Source organism: Amycolatopsis sp. NPDC104863, assembly GCF_055582965.1.
Window position 1 is genome coordinate 311394 of record NZ_JBVJOW010000005.1, and the last position, 17554, is coordinate 328947.

Here is a 17554-nt window from a genome sequence, read left to right on the forward strand (position 1 = left end):
TGTGGCAGACCGCTAGCTGTGCTGCACAGCGCCGGTCTTCGGGTCGAGCGTGACCCGCTTCGCCTGCGGCCACCAGAAGCTGAACATGCCGTTCAGCGACCCGGCCCGGCTGTCGAACGACGTGTCGCCGATGCGGCCGGCGAACCAGTTGTCCTCGATGAACTTCAGCACCGAGGTCTGGTCGGTCAGCGTGTGGTCGACGTGGTTCACCTTGCTGTACGGCGAAATCACCATCAGCGGCAGCCGCGGGCCGTAGCCGCAGCGGTCGGCGTACTTGCCCTGCGTCGTCGGCTTGGCCGTGCACACCGACTGGTCCTGCGCGGCGTCGTGGGAGCCGTTGAGGATCTTCGACGCCTGGTGGTCGTACCAGCCGTCGGAGTCGTCGTAGGCCAGGACGATCGCCGTGGACTTCCAGTCCGGGGACTGCTGGATCTTGTTGATCTCACCGACCACGAACTGCTGCTCGTCCAGCGGGTCCGAGTAGCCGGCGTGGCCGTCCTGGTACTCCGGGGCCTTCAGGAAGCTCACCGCGGGCATCGAGCCGGCCTTGAGCGAGTCGTTGAAGTCCGAGACGTCGTACTGGTGGTTCGCGCGGTCGGTCTGGCCGATCGCCTGGACCGAGGACGGCGGGAGGTGCTTCGGGTTCGACGTCGACGGGTAGTACTGGAACGGCTCGTGGTGCGGGCTGTAGTCGACCGCCGCGTTGCCGCCGATGTTCGTGTGGGTCGCGCCGCAGACCGCGTACCCGTTGGCGGTGCCGGTCGGGCGGAAGCCGCCCTGGAACCAGCCCCACGTCACGTGGCGCTGGTTGAGCAGGTCACCGATGTTGCGGCCGCGCATCGTGGCCAGGTTGTCCTTGCTCGTGTGGTTCTTGTCCGAGCAGTCGTCCCACGCCGGGTCCGGGTCGTTGATGACCGTGCCGACCCCGTGCGCGTCCGGCGACTGCACCGCGTACGCGTCGGTGACCGGCTCGTGCGTCACCGGGTCCACCGCCGAGGCGCCGTGGGTGTTGCCGGAGATCAGGTTGAGCGCGCCGGGCGTCGACGGGCCGAACACCGTGTTGAACGAGTTGTCGTTCAGCGCGTAGTGCTGCGCGTAGTTCCACATGCCGGTGACGGTGTTGCCGTCGTAGTAGTCCATCACCAGGCCGGGCTCGCCGAACAGGACCGGCTGGCCGGTGCACTTGTCCGTCTCGGTCTTCTCGACGAACTTGTCCATCTTGCCGCCGTTGAAGGCGGCCTGCTCCGCGCCGTAGTTGTGGTTCTGGTCGCAGGTCAGCGCCTGCTCGTGCGTGAGCCGCTTCGGGTTGTACGCGTTCGGGTTGTCGGTCAGCAGCTTGTGGTCCAGGCCGTTGACCTTCGGGGTGTTCCGCGCGGCCTGGAACGGGGTGCCGTCGGTGTTGGCCGCGTTCGGGTAGGTGCCGAAGTAGTGGTCGAACGAGATGTTCTCGCCGAAGATGACCACGACGTGCTTGATCGGGGTCGACGTCGGCAGCCACTGCGCCGGGACGGCGTGCAGCGGCTGGGCTTCCGCGGCGCCGGCCGCGGAGCCGGTGATGGCGGCCAGCACGGCCACCGAGGCGAGCGCCCCGGCGCCGAGCAGGCCGCGCCGCCGCCGGCGGGTTCTGGTGTGCACTGCGGGGTTTCCTTTCGTGGTGGGAACTTCTCAGTCAGGTGAGCAGGGAGCGCCCGAAGTGGTCTTCCGGGCCGGTGACGCCGGGCAGCGCGAAGAAGTACCCGCCGCCGAACGGGGAGATGTAGTCGGTGAGCGGCTCGTCTGCCAGCCGCGTCTGGACGGCCTCGAACTGGCGCTCGAGGTCCTGCTGGTAGCAGACGAACAGCAGGCCCATGTCGAGGTTGCCGTTGCTGTCGACGCCGCGGTCGTAGTTGACGGCGCGGCGCAGGATCCGGCTGTTGTCGGTCTCCGGGGTGCGCGGGTTGGCCTTGCGGATGTGGCTGGTCAGCGGGATCACCGTGCCGACGGGGTCCTCGGCGTACCGGGGGACGTCCTTCTCGTCGGCGCCGTCGAGCGGGGCGCCGGTGTCGCGGCGGCGGCCGAACATGTTCTCCTGCTCGGTCAGCGAAACCCGGTCCCAGAACTCGACCAGCATCCGGATCAGCCGGACGACCTGGTAGCTGCCGCCGGTCGTCCACGCGGGCTCGCCTCCGCCGTTCGTCCACAGCAGACTGTCCAGTTCGGACCCTTCCGGGTTCGCCGTGCCGTCCTTGAACCCCATCAGGTTCCGCGGGGTGCCGGACGGCCGCGGCGGCGAGCTGAAGCCGTTCATGCGCCAGCGCAGCTGCATGCCGCCGCGGGTGGCGCGGGTGATGTCGCGCAGCGCGTGCAGCACGGTGTCGGTGGAGTTCGCCGAAAGAGTCAGGCTGAGATCGCCGTGGCACTGCGCCGGATCGAGAGCGTCGTTCGGGAACATCTGCATCGGCTTGAGCTTGGCGGGCTTGAGCTTCGCCAGGCCGTACCGGTCGTCGAACAGGGACGCGCCGGCGCCGAGGACCACCCCGAGGTCGCCGCCCGGCACGACCGGGCCGAGTACTCCCGAGTCGGCGGGCGGGCCGGTGATGCCGAGCGCGGCCGGCGCGCCGCCGCCGGTGAGGAACCGGGCCCGGTCGGTGAGCTCGCGGAAGAGCTCGGTCAGCTCGGCCTTCGACTCCGCGACGACGTCGAACGAGGCGACGATCGTCTGTGTGGGCGGCTGCCGCAGGATCGCGGCCTGGTTGGCGCCGTGGAACACCACGGGCGCCGTGCTGTCGGTGACGGCGGCGGACGCGCCGAGCCCGGCCCCCGCGGCGACGGTCAGGCCGGCGCCCATGGCGGCCCGGCGCAGGAACGACCGGCGGGGCAGGCCCGCGGCCGGGTGCGGCACGGGGCAGCGAGGCTGCTCGGTCACGAAACCCTCCTCGGCTCCGCGATGGCCGCGATCGGGGCGAGCAGCTCGGTCAGCTCGCTGACGTCGGCGTTGAGCTTCTGCCGCTGCTTCGGGTCCAGCTGCGCCAGCGGGACCCAGCTGCCGTCCGGCCGGTGGGCGGCGTCGAGCACGGTCTGCGTGCGCGTCAGCCAGGTGTCCAGCTTCGGCAGCTGCTGGTAGCGCGGCGCGAGCAGCGGGCGGAGGACGTCGAGCACCGCGCGGGTGCCGTCGAGGTTGGCGCGGGCGGTGGCCAGGTTGGTGCCGCTGCCGTAGTCGGTGCGGCCGGTCAGTTCGAACTGCAGCGTGTTCTCCATGATTTCGTGCGCGCGCAGCCCGAGGTCGTTGCCGTCGACCTGGCTCTCGCCGAAGGACGTCTGAAGCGTGTGGGCGTCGGTGTCGATCTGGTCGGCGACGGCGCCGAGCGCGCCCAGGTCCTCGCCGTGCCAGAGGCCCTGTTCGAGCCGGTGGAAGCCGGTGAAGCCCGCGTCGGCGGTCCCGCCGGGCAGGCCGTCGGTGGTGCCGTTGAGCGCGCCGTCGGAGTCGCCGAACGCGTCGTAGGCGGCGCCGAGCCGCTCGTAGGTCAGGTGCGCAGTCAGCCAGGCGGCCTGGCTCGCCGCGCGGTCACCGCCGTGGACGGCGTTCTTCAGCGCGCCGGTGTTGGCGACCAGCTCGCCGAGCCCGGTCACGACGTGCTGCTGGTAGGCCTTGAGCGGGCCGAGCAGGTCGTTGTGCGTCACCGGCGCGACACCCGGCCCGGACCGCTCGGCCCCGCCGCTGACCTGCACCGCGGGCCCGACGATCGCGCTCGCGTCGTCGGGCAGGCACCGGAAGGCGTAACTGCCGTTGCCGAGGTTGACCTGCAGCGGCCGGGTGGTCGCCGCGCCGAGGCCTTCGACCTCGCCGTAGATCACCCCGGTCGCCGGGTCGATCAGGTCGACCTCGGCGGTCACCGAGCCGGTGTTGTGCAGGCGGAACGTCTGCGGGCCGGGCTTCGGGTCCGTCCAGCCGGTGCCGCACGCCGAGCGGGAGATGGCGATCTCGGGATCCTGCGCGTCCGCGCTGTCCGGCCAGAACGCCACGACGGCTCCCGCCGCGACGGCCACGACCACGGCCGCCACGATCCAGCGGGCACGCACTGACCCCGGCACGCGCACTCTCCCGTCACTCGATCGGACCATCACCGATCACGGATTATGCGAGCCTAACGCCCGGAAAACCGCCCAGGAGGGCGTCGAAAGGAGGGAATTCACCCGGACTTCAACCCGGCGCCCACGAAAGGGGGAGAATTCAGACGTTTCCCTGTGCCAGTTCTGTCTGGTTAGGACGGTTGGTCCGGTTGGTCCCGCTCACGGAAGGGGGACGCCGGTCTCCAGGAGCGTCTTCAGGCTGGAGAGCAGGGCGGGCCAGCCCTGGCTGCACATCTCGCGCGCGGTGCTGCCGTCGTCGAAACCGTCGTGCAGCACCGTCAGCTTCACCATTTCCCCGTGCGGCTCCAGGGTGAACGTGACTTTCGTCCGGCTTTCCGAGCGCAGTTTCGCCAATGTCTCTTCGTCGATGCCGTTGCTCTTCGCCCATTCCGGCGTGAAAGTGTGCCAGGTGTAGGCGAGCCGGTGGAACGGGTCGGATTCGAGGACGACCTGGTCGGGGTCGCTCGTTTCCGCGCCCCTTTCCGCCCACGTCATCGGCGAGCCCTTTTTCCAGTCGGTGGTGAAGGAGACGCCCCAGTACTGGCTCGTGAACGCCGGATCGGTAAGCGCTTGCCAGAGTTTCTCCGGGGTCGTGTTGATATAGGTCGTGTAGGCGAATTCGTTCATCGGTGTCGACTCCAGGGCTCGTTTCAGGTCGGCCAGTGCGCCGGCCCGCTTGCGGTCGTAGCGGGTCATCCAGCGTTCGGCGATCGCGTTGATCGGCGCGGCGTCGAGGTAGTGCAGCTTTTCGCGGCCGCGCCAGGTCGTCGTGACCAGCCCGGCCGCTTCGAGCACGGCCAGGTGTTTGCTCACCGACTGGCGGGCCATGTCGAGCCCCGCGCACAGCTCGCGCAGGGTCCGGCCGTTGCGCTCGTTGAGCGCGTCCAGCAGCCGGCGGCGGCTGGGATCGGCCAGTGCCTTGAAAACCTCGTCCATCACGTCTTCTCCATGACATGCAGCCGTCCGGCTGCCTATTCACGATAGGCAGCCATACGGCTGCATGTCAACCGGGTGGGTCAGGGGAAGCGGATCACCGCGATGCCGGCCAGCACGAAGAACACAAGGACGACCAGCGTGCCGGTCTGCCCGCCGGAGGACCGGGTGACCACCTGGTCGACGGCCCCGGTCAGGCGCACCCCGCACTCGGCGACCACGGTGTGCCGCCCGGCCTCGATCCGGGTGAACTGGACCGGCGCGGTGAACCCGCCGGAGCTGTCGGTGTAGGCGGAGCCGACCTCGGCGCCGTCGGAGGTCAGCCGCACCATCCGGCTCGGCTCGCACCCCTTGCCGGACGCCGACAGCGTGTCACCGGGCTGGATGCTCGGCCGGTCGAGCACGAGCTCACCCGGCTTCGGCTCGGTGCTGGTGGTCACCGGCGTGCCGGGGGGCGTCGGGGTGGTGGACGTCGGCGGGGTCGTCGTCGTGGTCGGCGGAGTGGTGGTCGTGGTCGGCGGGGTCGTCGTGGTGCCGGGGGTGGCCGGCCGGGTGGTCACCGGCGGCGGTGTCACCGGGGTGGTCGTCACCGGCGGCGGGGTGGTGGTCGGCGAGCCGGTCACGGTGAAGCGGCTGCTCGCGGTGAGCGGCTGCTTGGTCCGGGCGTTGGTGCACGTGCCGGTGACCGGGTAGGTGCCGGGCTGGGCGCCCGCGGGCACGGTCGCCGCGACCGTGCCGCTGGTCTGCTGGAGGGTCGCGTTCCCCGTCCACATCGGGGTGCCGTTCCACGAGAATGTGATCGGGGTGCCGCACGGATAGAAACTCCAGGAAATGGTGAACGAGCTTCCGGCCTTACCGCTCGACGGTTTCAAACCAACCGAAGAAGTGTATTGTGCGTTGGCGTTGCCCGCAAAGGCCAGCAGCAGCACCGTTCCGGCCACGGCGCCGAAAAACAGCCGAACCACGATTCTCATCGGACGTCCCTCCCCGGTGTGTGCTCGCTGTAGCATTCCCGACCAGTCGGATTACGCAAGTAGGGGATGCGCAAATGGGACGTCTCATCGCGGCGGGGGTTGCGTGGGGATTGTGCGTGCTGGTGCTCGGCGCGCCGGCGGCGTCGGCGGCGGGCGGCTCGCTCGAGGTGCAGGCGACGATCGACCGGCGGCCGATCGCGGACGCCACGGTGCCGATCGACCCCGCCCAGCAGGTCGAGCTGCAGGTCGTGGCCACCAACTCCGGCGTCGCGCCGGTGAAGGTCCGCAGCGTGCGGCTCTCCGGGGTCGCGCTCGCGCTCACGTTCTTCGCCTACGACACCACAGCGCCGTTCGAAGTGCCGGCTCGCGGCACGGTCACCCGGACGTTCGTCCTCGACCTCGGCGACCTGAGCGGGCAGGCGACCGGGCTGCTGCCGTCGTCGGTCGAGCTGCTCGACGCCCAGCGCTCGACGCTCGGCGAGGCGACGACGGTCGCCGACGTCCGCGGCTCGATCTGGTCGGTGTACGGCGTCTTCGGCCTGGCGATGCTGGTGCTCACGATCCTGGCCTGGCTGACGTCGCTGCTGGCGCTGGCCCGGCACAAGCTGGCGCCGAACCGCTGGCGCCGTGGCCTGCGGTTCCTGCCCGCCGGGTTCGGCACCGGCCTCGTCGCGGTGATCAGCCTGTCGGTGCTGCGGCTGGTGCCGCCGGAGCCGGCGATCGAGATCCCGGTGGTGCTCGGCGCCGCGGCCATCGCGTTCCTGCTCGGCTACCTGACCCCGCACCCGGCGCCGCCGGCCGCCGTCACCGCGGGTGACGGCGCCACCGTCCGGATGGCGGTTCCGTCCACGCAGGAATTCACCCGATGAGCGCACCGGCCGAGCTGGTCGCCGCGCTGCCGCAGTACGACATCGGGGCCGAAATCGGCGAAGGCGGCATGGGGGTCGTGTTCGCCGGGACGCACCGGACGCTCGGCCGGAGCGTCGCGATCAAGCAGCTGCCCTGGGACGTGCTCAACCACACCGCGAGCAGCGAGCTGTTCGACCGCGAGGCCCGGGTGCTGGCCAGCCTCGACCACCCGCACATCGTGCCGGTGTACGACTACGTTCGCACCGGCCGCGAGCACCTGCTGGTGATGGAGCGGCTCGACGGCGGCACGGTGCACAGCCGCTTCCACGGCGACGGCGTCAGCGGTGAGCAGGCGTGCGCGATCGGGCTGGCGATGCTCGCCGGGCTGCACGCGGCGCACCGGGCCGGGGTGCTGCACCTCGACGTCAAGCCGCGGAACCTGCTGTTCAGCACGCAGGGCGTGATGAAGGTGGCGGACTTCGGCATCGCGCGGGTCATCAGCGAGGGCGCCACGTTGGTCACGCACGGCGGCGAGATCCTCGGGACACCGGCGTACATCGCACCGGAGCAGGCGATGGGCAACGCACTGAGCCCGGCGGCCGATGTGTACGCGGCGGGCACGGTGCTGTACGAGCTGCTGTCGCGGCAGCTGCCGTTCGACAACACCCGCGGCGCGATCAGCATGATGCGCCAGCACATGTTCACCGACCCGCGCCCGATCGCGGGGGTGCCGATGCCGATCGCGGGCGTGATCATGCGCAGCCTCGCGCGCGAGCTCGAAGCGCGTTACCGGGAGGCGGAGTCGTTCGCGGCCGATTTGGCTGCGGCGGCCACCGCGGTTTACGGCTCGGGGTGGCTCGAGCGGTCCGGGGTGCCGGTGCTGCACCTGACGCCCCGGGTGATCGCGGGGCTGAATTCGGCGACCACCCCGGCGGCGCCGGGGGAGGCGAGGACGCGGCCGGTGCGGCAGCCTGGGCCTGCGCCGACGTTGACCGCGACGAACGGGTGGCCGGGGGCTGGTGCCTCGGAGGGGGCCGGGCTTTATGCGGATCCGGCCGGGTCCGGTGGGCTGGCCGAGGCTGGGCCCTACGGCGATCGGGGTGGATCCGGGCCGCACGGTGGTTCCGGCGGGTCCGGGCCATACGGCGGAGCCGGTGGGTCCGGGCCGTACGCCGATCCCCACTCCGGTGCCGCCGAACCCGCGGCGGGTGCGGCCGCCGTGCTCTGGCTGCGGCTGGCCGCCGGGGCCGCCGCCGTTGTGCTGGTCGTCCTCGCGCTGCTCAACCCCGCGCGGCTGCCGCACGAGGCGTCACCCACGCTGAACCTCGGTGGCGCTTCGGTGGCCACGCCGGTCGAAGTCGACCTCAGCAAGCCGCTGACGCTGACCGGCCCCGGCAGCGCGGGCCCGGTCGCGATCGACCTGGCCGCGGCCGGGATTCCGCTGGGCTCGGCCGAGGCCCAGGCGAAGGCCGACGGCAACGGCTTCACCGCACAGCTCACGTTCCCGGGGATCTCGCGGTGGATCGTCGGCGGCGCGGTGACGGCCATCGTGCGGACCGGCCCGGCCACCCAGACGTTCACGCTCCTCACCAGCCAGCACCCGCTGGCCAGCGCGATGGGCGCGGGCAGCCTGATCCTGGCGCTGTTCGCGCTCGCCTACCTCGAATCCGGGCTCCGGACCATCCGCAACGGCCACCGGTGGCGCGGCGCGGCCGTCGGCGGGCCGGTGCTGGGCATCCTGTTCGGCGCCGCGGTGTGGCTGTGCGTTTCGGTGCTGCGGGTGCACGAGCCGTCACCGGGGTTCGGCGCCGGGTGTGCGGTGGCCGGCGCGGTCGCGGCCGGGCTCGTCGTCGCCGCGGCGCGCCGCCGGGCGTCCACTGTGGTCAGTCGACCATCCGGACGGTGACGTGCGGGCTGTAGCTCTTGCGCCGGCTCCACCCGTGTTCGGCGCAGAGGCTCAGCTGGATCGCTCGGTCGGCGGGCGCCCAGTAGCCGGTGCGGACGAAGTAGCCCTCCATCGTGGTGAGCGCGCCGAGGCGCTTGCGGGCGGAGCACATCTCCCAGCCCCACTGGCGGCCCGTCTTCTCGACGCCGTTGCGGCGCACGGACAGGCACGGGTTGCCGACCGCGCGGATGTCGGCGTCACCCTCGGTGACGTAGATGACGCCGTCGACCTTGTAGAAGCGGTTGTTGTCGAGCAGCGAGACCTGCCCGGAGAGCGTGACCCCGACCCGGCCCCCTTCGTCGCCCGTGAGCGTCCAATCGAGACAGAATTCCTGGACCGGGAGTTCCAGCGACTGGGTCATGAGGTTTCCCCTGTTCTAGCCGAGCGTCCCTTCCAGAAGATAAGGATTTTCCGGACGCCGGGAAGGGCTGTGGACGATCTTCACCCGAAGCGGTTCCGCCGTCGGATGCCTTGGGACGCATGGGTTTTCAGGCGAGTGGGTGAAGTGAAGGACAGTGCGTGAGAACCGGCGCTCGGCCGGGTGGTGTTCACCGCACAGGTGGTCTTTCGCCCACTACGCTCCGTGAGTAGAAGGTAAAGGAACCATTACCTTCGCTGGGGCGTTGAGCGGGCATGAGCGAGCCCACTGTCATCGAGCTCGGGCCGCGCGACATGCTCGTGGTCGCGGGCCTGCCCGGAGCGGGCAAGACGACGATGCTCCGCCACGCCGCGCCCGGCCTCCCGGTCCTCGACTCCGACCAGGTCCGCTCCCGCCTGGCGGCGGTGGCGCCGGCGGTGCCGTACCGCTGTTACCGGCCGGTGGTCCACGCGTGGCACCGAGTGCGCATCGTCCGCCGCGCGATCGAGGCGGAGGGCCCGATCGTGGTCCACGAGCCGTCGACGCGGGCATCGACCCGGGCGCTCCTGGCGGTGGTGGGCCGCTTGACGGGCCGTTCGGTGCGGCTGTTGTTCCTGGACGTGACGGCGGAGCAGGCGCTGGCGGGCCAGCGCAGCCGGGGGAGGTTGGTGCGGCCGCGGTCGTTCGCGCGGCATGTCCGGCGGGCGGGGAAGTGGCGGGAGGAGTTGCTCGCCGAGCAGGTGCCGGTGGGGTGGGAGAGCGTGCAGGTGGTCGATCGGGCGAAGGCGGGTCGGACGCGGTTGGTGGCCAAGCTGCTGGTGACCTGCTGAGGCGGCCTCGGCGGCACGGGAGTCGCACATCTACCGGGACGCAGTGCCTGGCAGGGGTTCCGCGGCGCCGGTGAACGCCGCGGTGGCTGACATCCGCCGAGGGATGCGGCACTTGGCAGGGTCCGCCGCCTCGGGGAACGCCCGTGGTTGGCCGAGTAGGCCGCGTCGCCGCCGCCGGTCGAAGCGGCTTGGCGCGCGGTCCGGGGCTTCAGCCGGGTCGGGGCCCGACCGATGGCGACGCCGAAGCCCGCCGGTCGAGTCTCGTCCGGTGGCGTTGCCGAGTCCGCCGGTCGAGCCTCATCCGGCGGCGATGCCGAAGCCCGCCGGTCGAGTCTCATCCGGTGGCGATGCCGAGTCCGCCGGTCGAGCCTCATCCGGCGGCGATGCCGAACCCTGTCGGTCGAAGGCGGCAGTGCCGCTCACCTCACCCGCAGGATCGCCCGCGGCGGTGAGGATTTCGCGGTCGAGCCGCCACTCGCCGGTGTGAGCCCCATCCGGCGGCGATGCCGAAGCTCGCTGGTCCAGCCGCGGCTTCTCCGGAGCGCGCCAGCCCAGCCGCGGCGATGCCGGAGCCTGCCGGGCGAGCCGCGGCTTCGCCGAAGACCACCGGCCGCCCGCAAACTCGCCAACCCTCGACCCGCGGCACGCGCCCGAACCCACCTCCAACCCCCAGTTGGTCTGGACATTTTACATATTGGTCTAGACAATCAGAGGTCTCTCCCCGACTGGAGGACCCGATGAGGCGTTCCAGACTGTCCGCAACCCTCGCCGCCTTCGTACTGGCGCTCTCCGGTCTCGCGGCCGGGCATGCCGAAGCGGCCAACCTCCTCGCCAACCCCGGTTTCGAGGCCGGCTCGCTCTCCGGCTGGACCTGCGCCAACGCCACCACCGTCAGCACTCCCGTGCACGGCGGGAGTTACGCCCTCGCCGGCACGCCCGTCGGTGCCGACTACGCGCAGTGCTCGCAGACCGTGTCCGTCCTGCCGAACACCACCTACACCGTCTCGGCCTGGGTGCGCGGGAACCCCGTCTACCTCGGCATCACCGGCGGCGCCTCCACCTGGTCCGGCAACGCGAGCGCCTACAACCAGCTCTCCCTCACCTTCACCACCGGCAACCAGACCTCCGCCCAGCTCTACCTCCACGGCTGGTACGGCGCCGGCACCTACTACGCCGACGACGTCGTCCTCGACGGCCCCGGCGGCAGCACCCCCGGCACACCCGGTGCGCCCGGGACCCCGGCAACCGGCGGAGTCACCAACACCTCCATCGCCCTGAGCTGGGGCGCTGCCGCCGGGACCGTCACCGGGTACCGCGTCTACGAAGGCAGCACCGTCGTCGCGACGACCACCGGCACCAGCGCCACCATCGGAGGCCTGGCCGCCTGCACGACCCACAGTTACGCCGTCGCCGCGTACAACTCTGCCGGTGAATCACCGAAAACGACCACGACCAGCGCCACCACCACCGGCTGCGTCGACACCGGCCTGCCGAAGCACGCGCTGATCGGCTACCAGCACGCCAGCTTCGCGAACGGCTCCGGCTACGTCCGGATGGCTGACGTCCCCGCCGCGTGGGACATCATCGACCTCGCCTTCGGCGAACCGACGTCCGTCACCTCCGGGGACATCCGCTTCAACCGTTGCTCCGCCGCCGAATGCCCGAACGTCGAGAGTGACGCCGACTTCATCGCCGCCATCAAGGCGAAGCAGGCGCAGGGCAAGAAGATCCTGATCTCCATCGGCGGCCAGAACGGCCAGGTCCAGCTGACGACCACCGCCGCGCGGGACAAGTTCGTCAGCTCCGTCTCGGCGATCATCGACAAGTACGGCCTCAACGGCCTCGACGTCGACTTCGAGGGCCACTCGCTCTCGCTCAACGCCGGCGACACCGACTTCCGCAACCCGACCACGCCGGTGATCGTCAACCTGATCTCCGCGCTGAAGTCGCTCAAGGCCAAGTACGGCTCGGGCTTCGTCCTGACCATGGCGCCGGAGACGTTCTTCGTGCAGGTCGGCTACCAGTTCTACGGCGGCTCGGGCGCCGGTGACGCGCGGACCGGCGCGTACCTGCCCGTGATCCACGCGCTGCGCGACTCGCTGACCGTGCTGCACGTCCAGGACTACAACTCCGGCCCGGTCATGGGCCTGGACAACCAGTACCACAACATGGGCGGCGCGGAGTTCCACATCGCGATGACCGACATGCTCAAGGCCGGCTTCACCGTCGCGAACACCGGGCAGTTCTTCCCGGGGCTGCGGCCGGACCAGATCGCGATCGGGCTGCCCGCGGCGGTCAGCGCCGGCAACGGCTACACCTCGCCCGCGGACGTCCAGACCGCCGTGAACTGCCTGGTCAAGGGCAGCGGCTGTGGTTCCTACACCCTGCGTGGCGGCACGTCGCCGGCGCTGCGCGGGCTGATGACGTGGTCGATCAACTGGGACAAGTACTACAACTGGGAGTTCCAGAACAGCCACGAGCCGTTCCTGAACTCGCTGCCGTGACGCGTCGCGGTGTGCCCCGCCGACCGGTGGGGCACACTGCCTGACGTGGTCAAACGCGACTCCGTGCTGACGCGCGTCGTCCGGATCTTCGAGACGTTCGAACCGGACGCGCCCGCGTTGCGCGTCACCGACATCGCGCGCCGCGCCGGGCTGCACGTCGCGACGGCGTCGCGGCTGGTCGAGGAGCTGGTCGGGCACGGCTGGCTCCGGCGGGACACCGATCGGAGGATCCGGGTGGGCGTCCGGCTGTGGGAGCTGGCTTCGCGCGCGTCCCCGACGCTGGGGCTGCGCGAGGCGGCGCTGCCGTTCATGGAGGACTTGCACGCCGTCGTCGGGCACCACACGCAGCTCGCGGTGCTGGAGGACCGCGAGGTGCTGTTCGTCGAACGGCTTTCGGCGCCCGGCGCGGTGGTCAACGTGACGCGGGTGGCCGGGCGGCTGCCGTTGCACGCGTCGTCGTCCCGGCTCGTTTTGCTCGCCCACGCGCCCGCTGACCTGCAGGAACAGGTGCTGGCCGGTCCGCTCGGCGCGTTCCGCCGGACCACATTGACCGATGCCGCGCGGCTGCGGCGCTTCCTCGCCGACGTCCGGCGGGACGGCTACGCGTACTGCGCGGGCTTCATCGACGAAGAGACCACGGGGATCGCCGTCCCGCTGCGGGGACGCGGCGGTGAGGTCGTCGCGGCGCTGTCGGTGATCGTGCCCAACGACGACTCCGCGCGGATGCAGATCCCGGCGTTGCGTGCGGCGGCGCGCGGGATCTCGCGAACGCTCTCTCACTGAATGAGAATGCCGTAGAGGTCGCCGTGGCGGGTGGCTCATGCTCGGGTCCTCCGCGTGAAAGGACGTTCCCGTGCGCACCCAGGTCGTCATCGTCGGCGCCGGCCCGGCCGGGCTGCTGCTGTCCCACCTGCTCGGCCTCGAGGGCGTCGACTCGGTGCTCGTCGAGCGGCAGACCGCCGAGCACGTCCAGGCGCGCATCCGCGCGGGCATGCTCGAGGCGGGGACGGTCGAGCTGCTGCGGTCGGTGGGCCTCGCCGACCGGCTCGACGCCGAGGGCATGGAGCACCGCGGGATCCACCTGCAGTGGCCGGGGGAGCGCCACCACCTGGACTTCGTCGACCTCGTCGGGCGGCCGGTCACGATCTACGGGCAGACCGAGATCACCAAGGACCTCATGGCGGCGCGGGAAAAGGCGGGCCGGCCGGTGTACTACTCGGCGTCGGACGTCACGCTGCACGACGTCACGGGCTCGCCGTTCGTGACCTTTGTGGACGCTGACGGCGCGGCGCAGCGGGTCGACGCGGACGTGGTCGTGGGCTGCGACGGCTTCCACGGGCCGAGCCGGCTGTCCATTCCGGACCCTCAGGTGTCGGAGCGGGCGTATCCGTTCGCGTGGCTGGGAGTGCTGGCCGACGTCGCGCCGTCGTCGGACGAGCTGATCTACGCCTGGCACCCGGACGGGTTCGCGATGCACAGCATGCGGTCGCCGCGCGTCAGCCGGTTCTACCTGCAGGTTGCGCCGGACGAGGACATCGCCGAATGGAGCGACGACCGGATCTGGACGGCGCTGTCGACCCGGCTGGGCTTTCCCGGGTGGACGTTGCAGACCGGCACGATCACCGAGAAGAGCGTGCTGCCGATGCGCAGCTTCGTCTCGACGCCGATGCGGCACGGAAACCTCTACCTGGCCGGGGACGCCGCGCACATCGTGCCGCCGACCGGCGCGAAAGGGCTGAACCTGGCGGTCGCCGACGTCGCACGGCTGGCGACCGCGCTGACGGCGTCCTTCCGCGGCGACAACTCGTTGGCTGACGCGTACTCGGACGCGGCGTTGCGGCGGGTCTGGCGGTGCACGCACTTCTCGTGGTGGATGACGTCGATGCTGCACCGCCACGGCGACAGCTTCGACGCCCAGCTCCAGCTCGCCCAGCTCCACCGCACGGTGACGTCGACCGCGGCGGCCACCGAACTGGCCGACAACTACTCCGGCCTGCCCCTGTAGCGGTGTGATCGAGAGGTCGACACGCGTGATTGAGCAGTCGACACGCGTGATTGAAGGGTCGACACACCGCGCGGGCCGGGCCTGTGCCGTGTCGACCCTCTGATCACGCGTGTCGACCTCCTGATCACGCGTGTCGACCCTCCGGACACGCGTGTCGACCCTTCCGGCACCAACTCCCTCTTGACGTCCGGGCTTTGTCTCGCGCACCATACCCGCGTAGTAATTCGAATTATCAGCGCCGGGGAAGGCTTCATGAGGGAACTGGACACGGAGATTCTGGTGGTCGGCGGGGGACTCGGCGGGGTTGCCGCCGCGCTGGCCGCGGCGTCCCACGGCCGGCGGGTCGTGCTCACCGAGGAGACCGGCTGGCTCGGCGGGCAGCTGACCGCGCAGGCCGTGCCGCCGGACGAGAACCCCTGGATCGAGCGGTTCGGGTCCACCCGCACCTACCGCGAGCTGCGCGAAGGGATCCGCGCGCACTACCGCCGCCATTACCCGCTCCGCGCCGAAGCCGCGAAGCGGCCGGAGCTGAACCCCGGCGCGGGCAGGGTCAGCAAGCTCTGTCACGAACCTCGCGTGGCCCTGGCCGTCGTCGAAGCCATGCTCGCGCCGCACGTCAGCGCCGGGCGGATCCGCGTCCTGAGGAACCACCGGCCGGTCGGGGCGCACACGACGCAAGACCGCGTCGACGCCGTGGTCCTCGAAAGCGGCGCGGACAAGGTGACCGTCACCGCCCAGTACGTCCTCGACGCCACCGAGAACGGCGACCTCCTGCCGCTCACCGGCACCGAGCACGTCACCGGCGCCGAATCCCACGCGGACCACGGCGAACCCCACGCGCCCGAGAAAGCCGACCCGGCGAACCTGCAGGGTTTCACCTACTGCTTCGCGGTTTCCCACCACGAAGGCGAAAACCACGTCATCGACCGGCCGGAGATGTACGGCTTTTGGCGTGACTACCAGCCGGACTTCTGGCCCGGCCCGCTGCTCGGCTTCGTCGCGCCGGACCCGCGGACGCTCGAGCCGGTCAAACGCACCTTCGTCCCGAACCCGCCCGGCGACCCGCTCGCCGTGAGCGCCGACCAGAGCGCCGACGCCGGGGACAAGGAACTGTGGGCCTTCCGCCGCATCCTCGCCCGCAACCTCCACACCGACGGCGCCTTCGGCTCGGACATCACGCTGGTCAACTGGCCGCTCAACGACTACTGGCTCAAGCCGTCGCACACCATTCCCGGCCACACGACCGAGGCCGACGTCCGGACCGCCCACCACGAAGCCAAGCAGCTGAGCCTGTCCGTCCTGTACTGGCTGCAGACCGAAGCACCCCGCGCCGACGGCGGCACCGGCTTCCCCGGCCTCAAGCTCCGTCCCGACGTCACCGACACGCAAGACGGGCTCGCGAAGTCCGCGTACATCCGCGAAGCGCGGCGCATCAAGGCCCTCACCACGGTCACCGAGCACGACGTCTCGGCCGAGATCCTCGGGGTCGACGGCCGGGTCCGCCGGGAAGACGCCGTCGGGGTCGGGAGCTACCGGATCGACCTGCACCCGTCGACCGGCGGGGACAACTACATCGACGTCGCGAGCGTGCCCTACGAGATCCCGCTCGGCGCGCTGCTGCCGGTGTCGAAGACCAACCTGCTGCCCGCCGGCAAGAACATCGGCACCACGCACATCACGAACGGCTGCTTCCGGCTGCACCCCGTGGAGTGGAACATCGGGGAGGTCGCCGGGCTGCTGGCCGCGTTCGCCCTCGGCGAGGACATCGAACCACGGGACGTCAAGACCGACCCGCGCCTCTTCGAAGACTTCGCGCGCGTGCTGGACGCCGCCGGGGTGGAGCGCCGGTGGCCGGAAGTGCGGGGGTACTGACTGTGCCGCCGGTAAGGTCTCACGGAGTCACGCGGGAGGGAGTCACGGATGACGGCGGGTTCGGGCCGCGTCACGCAGGCGCAGGTGGCACGGCTGGCCGGCGTCTCGCAGGCCGTCGTCTCGATGGTGCTGAACGGCTCCGACAGCCTCCGCATCACCCCCGAGACCCGCGAGCGCGTGCAGCAGGTGCTGCGCGAAACCGGCTACACCGTGGACATCATGGGCCGCCGGCTGCGCGGGAAGTCCAACCAGATCCTCGGGGTGTTCACCTACGAGTCGGTGTTCCCGTCCGGCGTGGCCGACTTCTACCGGCCGTTCCTGCTCGGCATCGAGGAGGAGGCCGAGGCGCAGGGCTTCGACCTGCTGCTGTTCACCAGCGGTGGCCGCCGCGACGGGCGCCGCCGGATCTACGACCAGGGCACGAACCGGCTGCGCATCGCCGACGGCTCGGTCCTGCTCGGCCGGCACAACGACCCGCAGGAGCTCGCGCAGCTGGTCGAGGAGCAGTTCCCGTTCGTGTTCGTCGGCCGGCGCGAGTCGCCGACCGGGCCGATCAGCTACGTCGGCGCGGACTACGTCGCGGCCACCCGTGAGGTCCACGAGTGGCTGTGGGGGCTCGGGCACCGCCGGATCGGGCTGCTCAGCGTGACCGAGGAGAACGAGCCGACGCTCGACCGGCGCGCCGGGTACGAGGCGGCCGCGCGCAAGCACCGCCGGACGCCGCTGGTGTTCCTCGAGGTCGACCCGGCGCTCGCGCTGCGGCAGGCGCGCGACGAGGGTGTCACGGCGCTGCTCGTCGAGAGCTCGGCGATGGCCGACGCGATCCTGGCGTGCGCGCACGACGCCGGGATCAGCGTGCCGGACGACCTCTCGATCGTGGTGCTGGGCGACGCGGACCCGACGCAGCAGCCGCGGGCGCACGCCGTGCCGAGCACCGGCGCGGACTGGTCGATGTTCCGCATCCCGCGCCACGAGATGGGCGCGCACGCGGTGCGCGTCCTCGTCGGGCTGCTCGCGGACCCGAAACCGAGACAACTGCTGCTGCCGTGCACGATCCACGAAGGGGCGACTGCGGCCGCACCCTCCACAGTGCACACTCGATAACCAGGCGCACTGGCTGTTGACAGCCCGGAAGGCGACGCTTACCGTCGCTGCTAATTCGAATAACCAGGAG

The 17554-nt window shown here is 70.9% G+C and carries 14 protein-coding genes; 8 read left to right on the top strand and 6 right to left on the bottom strand.

Translation table 11 applies throughout. The annotated features are described in order from the left end of the window. Nucleotides 1-12: 12 nt before the first annotated feature. The 5 genes from ACZ63J_RS28345 to ACZ63J_RS28365 all read right to left on the bottom strand — a co-directional run bounded on the left by ACZ63J_RS28345 (nucleotide 13) and on the right by ACZ63J_RS28365 (nucleotide 5816). Nucleotides 13-1635 (bottom strand): phospholipase C, encoded by a 1623-nt coding sequence (locus ACZ63J_RS28345; protein ID WP_465401971.1) that lies wholly within the window; start codon nucleotides 1633-1635, stop codon nucleotides 13-15. A 34-nt stretch (nucleotides 1636-1669) separates the two neighbouring features. After that, on the bottom strand, nucleotides 1670-2827 hold the full coding sequence (locus ACZ63J_RS28350) for a Dyp-type peroxidase (protein WP_465402216.1): 1158 nt from the start codon (nucleotides 2825-2827) through the stop codon (nucleotides 1670-1672). A 74-nt stretch (nucleotides 2828-2901) separates the two neighbouring features. Beyond that, nucleotides 2902-4071 (bottom strand): EfeM/EfeO family lipoprotein, encoded by a 1170-nt coding sequence (locus ACZ63J_RS28355; RefSeq protein WP_465401969.1) that lies wholly within the window; start codon nucleotides 4069-4071, stop codon nucleotides 2902-2904. A 198-nt stretch (nucleotides 4072-4269) separates the two neighbouring features. Then, nucleotides 4270-5046 (bottom strand): ArsR/SmtB family transcription factor, encoded by a 777-nt coding sequence (locus ACZ63J_RS28360; RefSeq protein ID WP_465401967.1) that lies wholly within the window; start codon nucleotides 5044-5046, stop codon nucleotides 4270-4272. Between the two features lie 80 nt (nucleotides 5047-5126). Next, nucleotides 5127-5816 (bottom strand): hypothetical protein, encoded by a 690-nt coding sequence (locus ACZ63J_RS28365; RefSeq protein ID WP_465401966.1) that lies wholly within the window; start codon nucleotides 5814-5816, stop codon nucleotides 5127-5129. A gap of 275 nt (nucleotides 5817-6091) precedes the next feature. On the opposite strand from ACZ63J_RS28365, the gene ACZ63J_RS28370 reads away from it, so the two are divergent. Further along, nucleotides 6092-6886, top strand: coding sequence for a hypothetical protein (locus tag ACZ63J_RS28370; RefSeq protein ID WP_465303309.1), 795 nt, complete (start codon nucleotides 6092-6094; stop codon nucleotides 6884-6886). Beyond that, a complete protein-coding gene (locus ACZ63J_RS28375) occupies nucleotides 6883-8772 on the top strand; it encodes a serine/threonine-protein kinase (RefSeq protein ID WP_465401964.1) in 1890 nt (629 codons plus the stop codon). The genes ACZ63J_RS28370 and ACZ63J_RS28375 overlap by 4 nt, the downstream gene beginning before the upstream one ends. On the opposite strand, the gene ACZ63J_RS28380 is transcribed toward ACZ63J_RS28375, so the two are convergent. Beyond that, entirely contained in the window at nucleotides 8750-9172 is a 423-nt protein-coding gene (locus ACZ63J_RS28380; protein WP_465303313.1) for a hypothetical protein, read from the bottom strand. The genes ACZ63J_RS28375 and ACZ63J_RS28380 overlap by 23 nt on opposite strands. A gap of 272 nt (nucleotides 9173-9444) precedes the next feature. On the opposite strand from ACZ63J_RS28380, the gene ACZ63J_RS28385 reads away from it, so the two are divergent. The 6 genes from ACZ63J_RS28385 to ACZ63J_RS28410 all read left to right on the top strand — a co-directional run bounded on the left by ACZ63J_RS28385 (nucleotide 9445) and on the right by ACZ63J_RS28410 (nucleotide 17484). Next, on the top strand, nucleotides 9445-9999 hold the full coding sequence (locus tag ACZ63J_RS28385) for an AAA family ATPase (protein WP_465401962.1): 555 nt from the start codon (nucleotides 9445-9447) through the stop codon (nucleotides 9997-9999). 737 nt (nucleotides 10000-10736) lie between these two features. Further along, nucleotides 10737-12503: a chitinase gene (locus ACZ63J_RS28390; protein ID WP_465401960.1), complete on the top strand. Its 1767-nt coding sequence runs from the start codon at nucleotides 10737-10739 to the stop codon at nucleotides 12501-12503. Nucleotides 12504-12548: 45 nt separating this feature from the next. Next, entirely contained in the window at nucleotides 12549-13286 is a 738-nt protein-coding gene (locus ACZ63J_RS28395) for an IclR family transcriptional regulator (protein WP_465401958.1), read from the top strand. Between the two features lie 70 nt (nucleotides 13287-13356). Continuing rightward, nucleotides 13357-14508, top strand: a complete 1152-nt coding sequence (locus ACZ63J_RS28400; protein WP_465401956.1) for a 4-hydroxybenzoate 3-monooxygenase — start codon at nucleotides 13357-13359, stop codon at nucleotides 14506-14508. Nucleotides 14509-14760: 252 nt separating this feature from the next. After that, the gene (locus ACZ63J_RS28405; protein WP_465401954.1) at nucleotides 14761-16380 is read left to right on the top strand and encodes an FAD-dependent oxidoreductase; all 1620 of its coding nucleotides are present in this window, start codon (nucleotides 14761-14763) and stop codon (nucleotides 16378-16380) included. 48 nt (nucleotides 16381-16428) lie between these two features. Further along, on the top strand, nucleotides 16429-17484 hold the full coding sequence (locus ACZ63J_RS28410) for a LacI family DNA-binding transcriptional regulator (protein ID WP_465303324.1): 1056 nt from the start codon (nucleotides 16429-16431) through the stop codon (nucleotides 17482-17484). The last annotated feature ends 70 nt before the right edge of the window (nucleotides 17485-17554 follow it).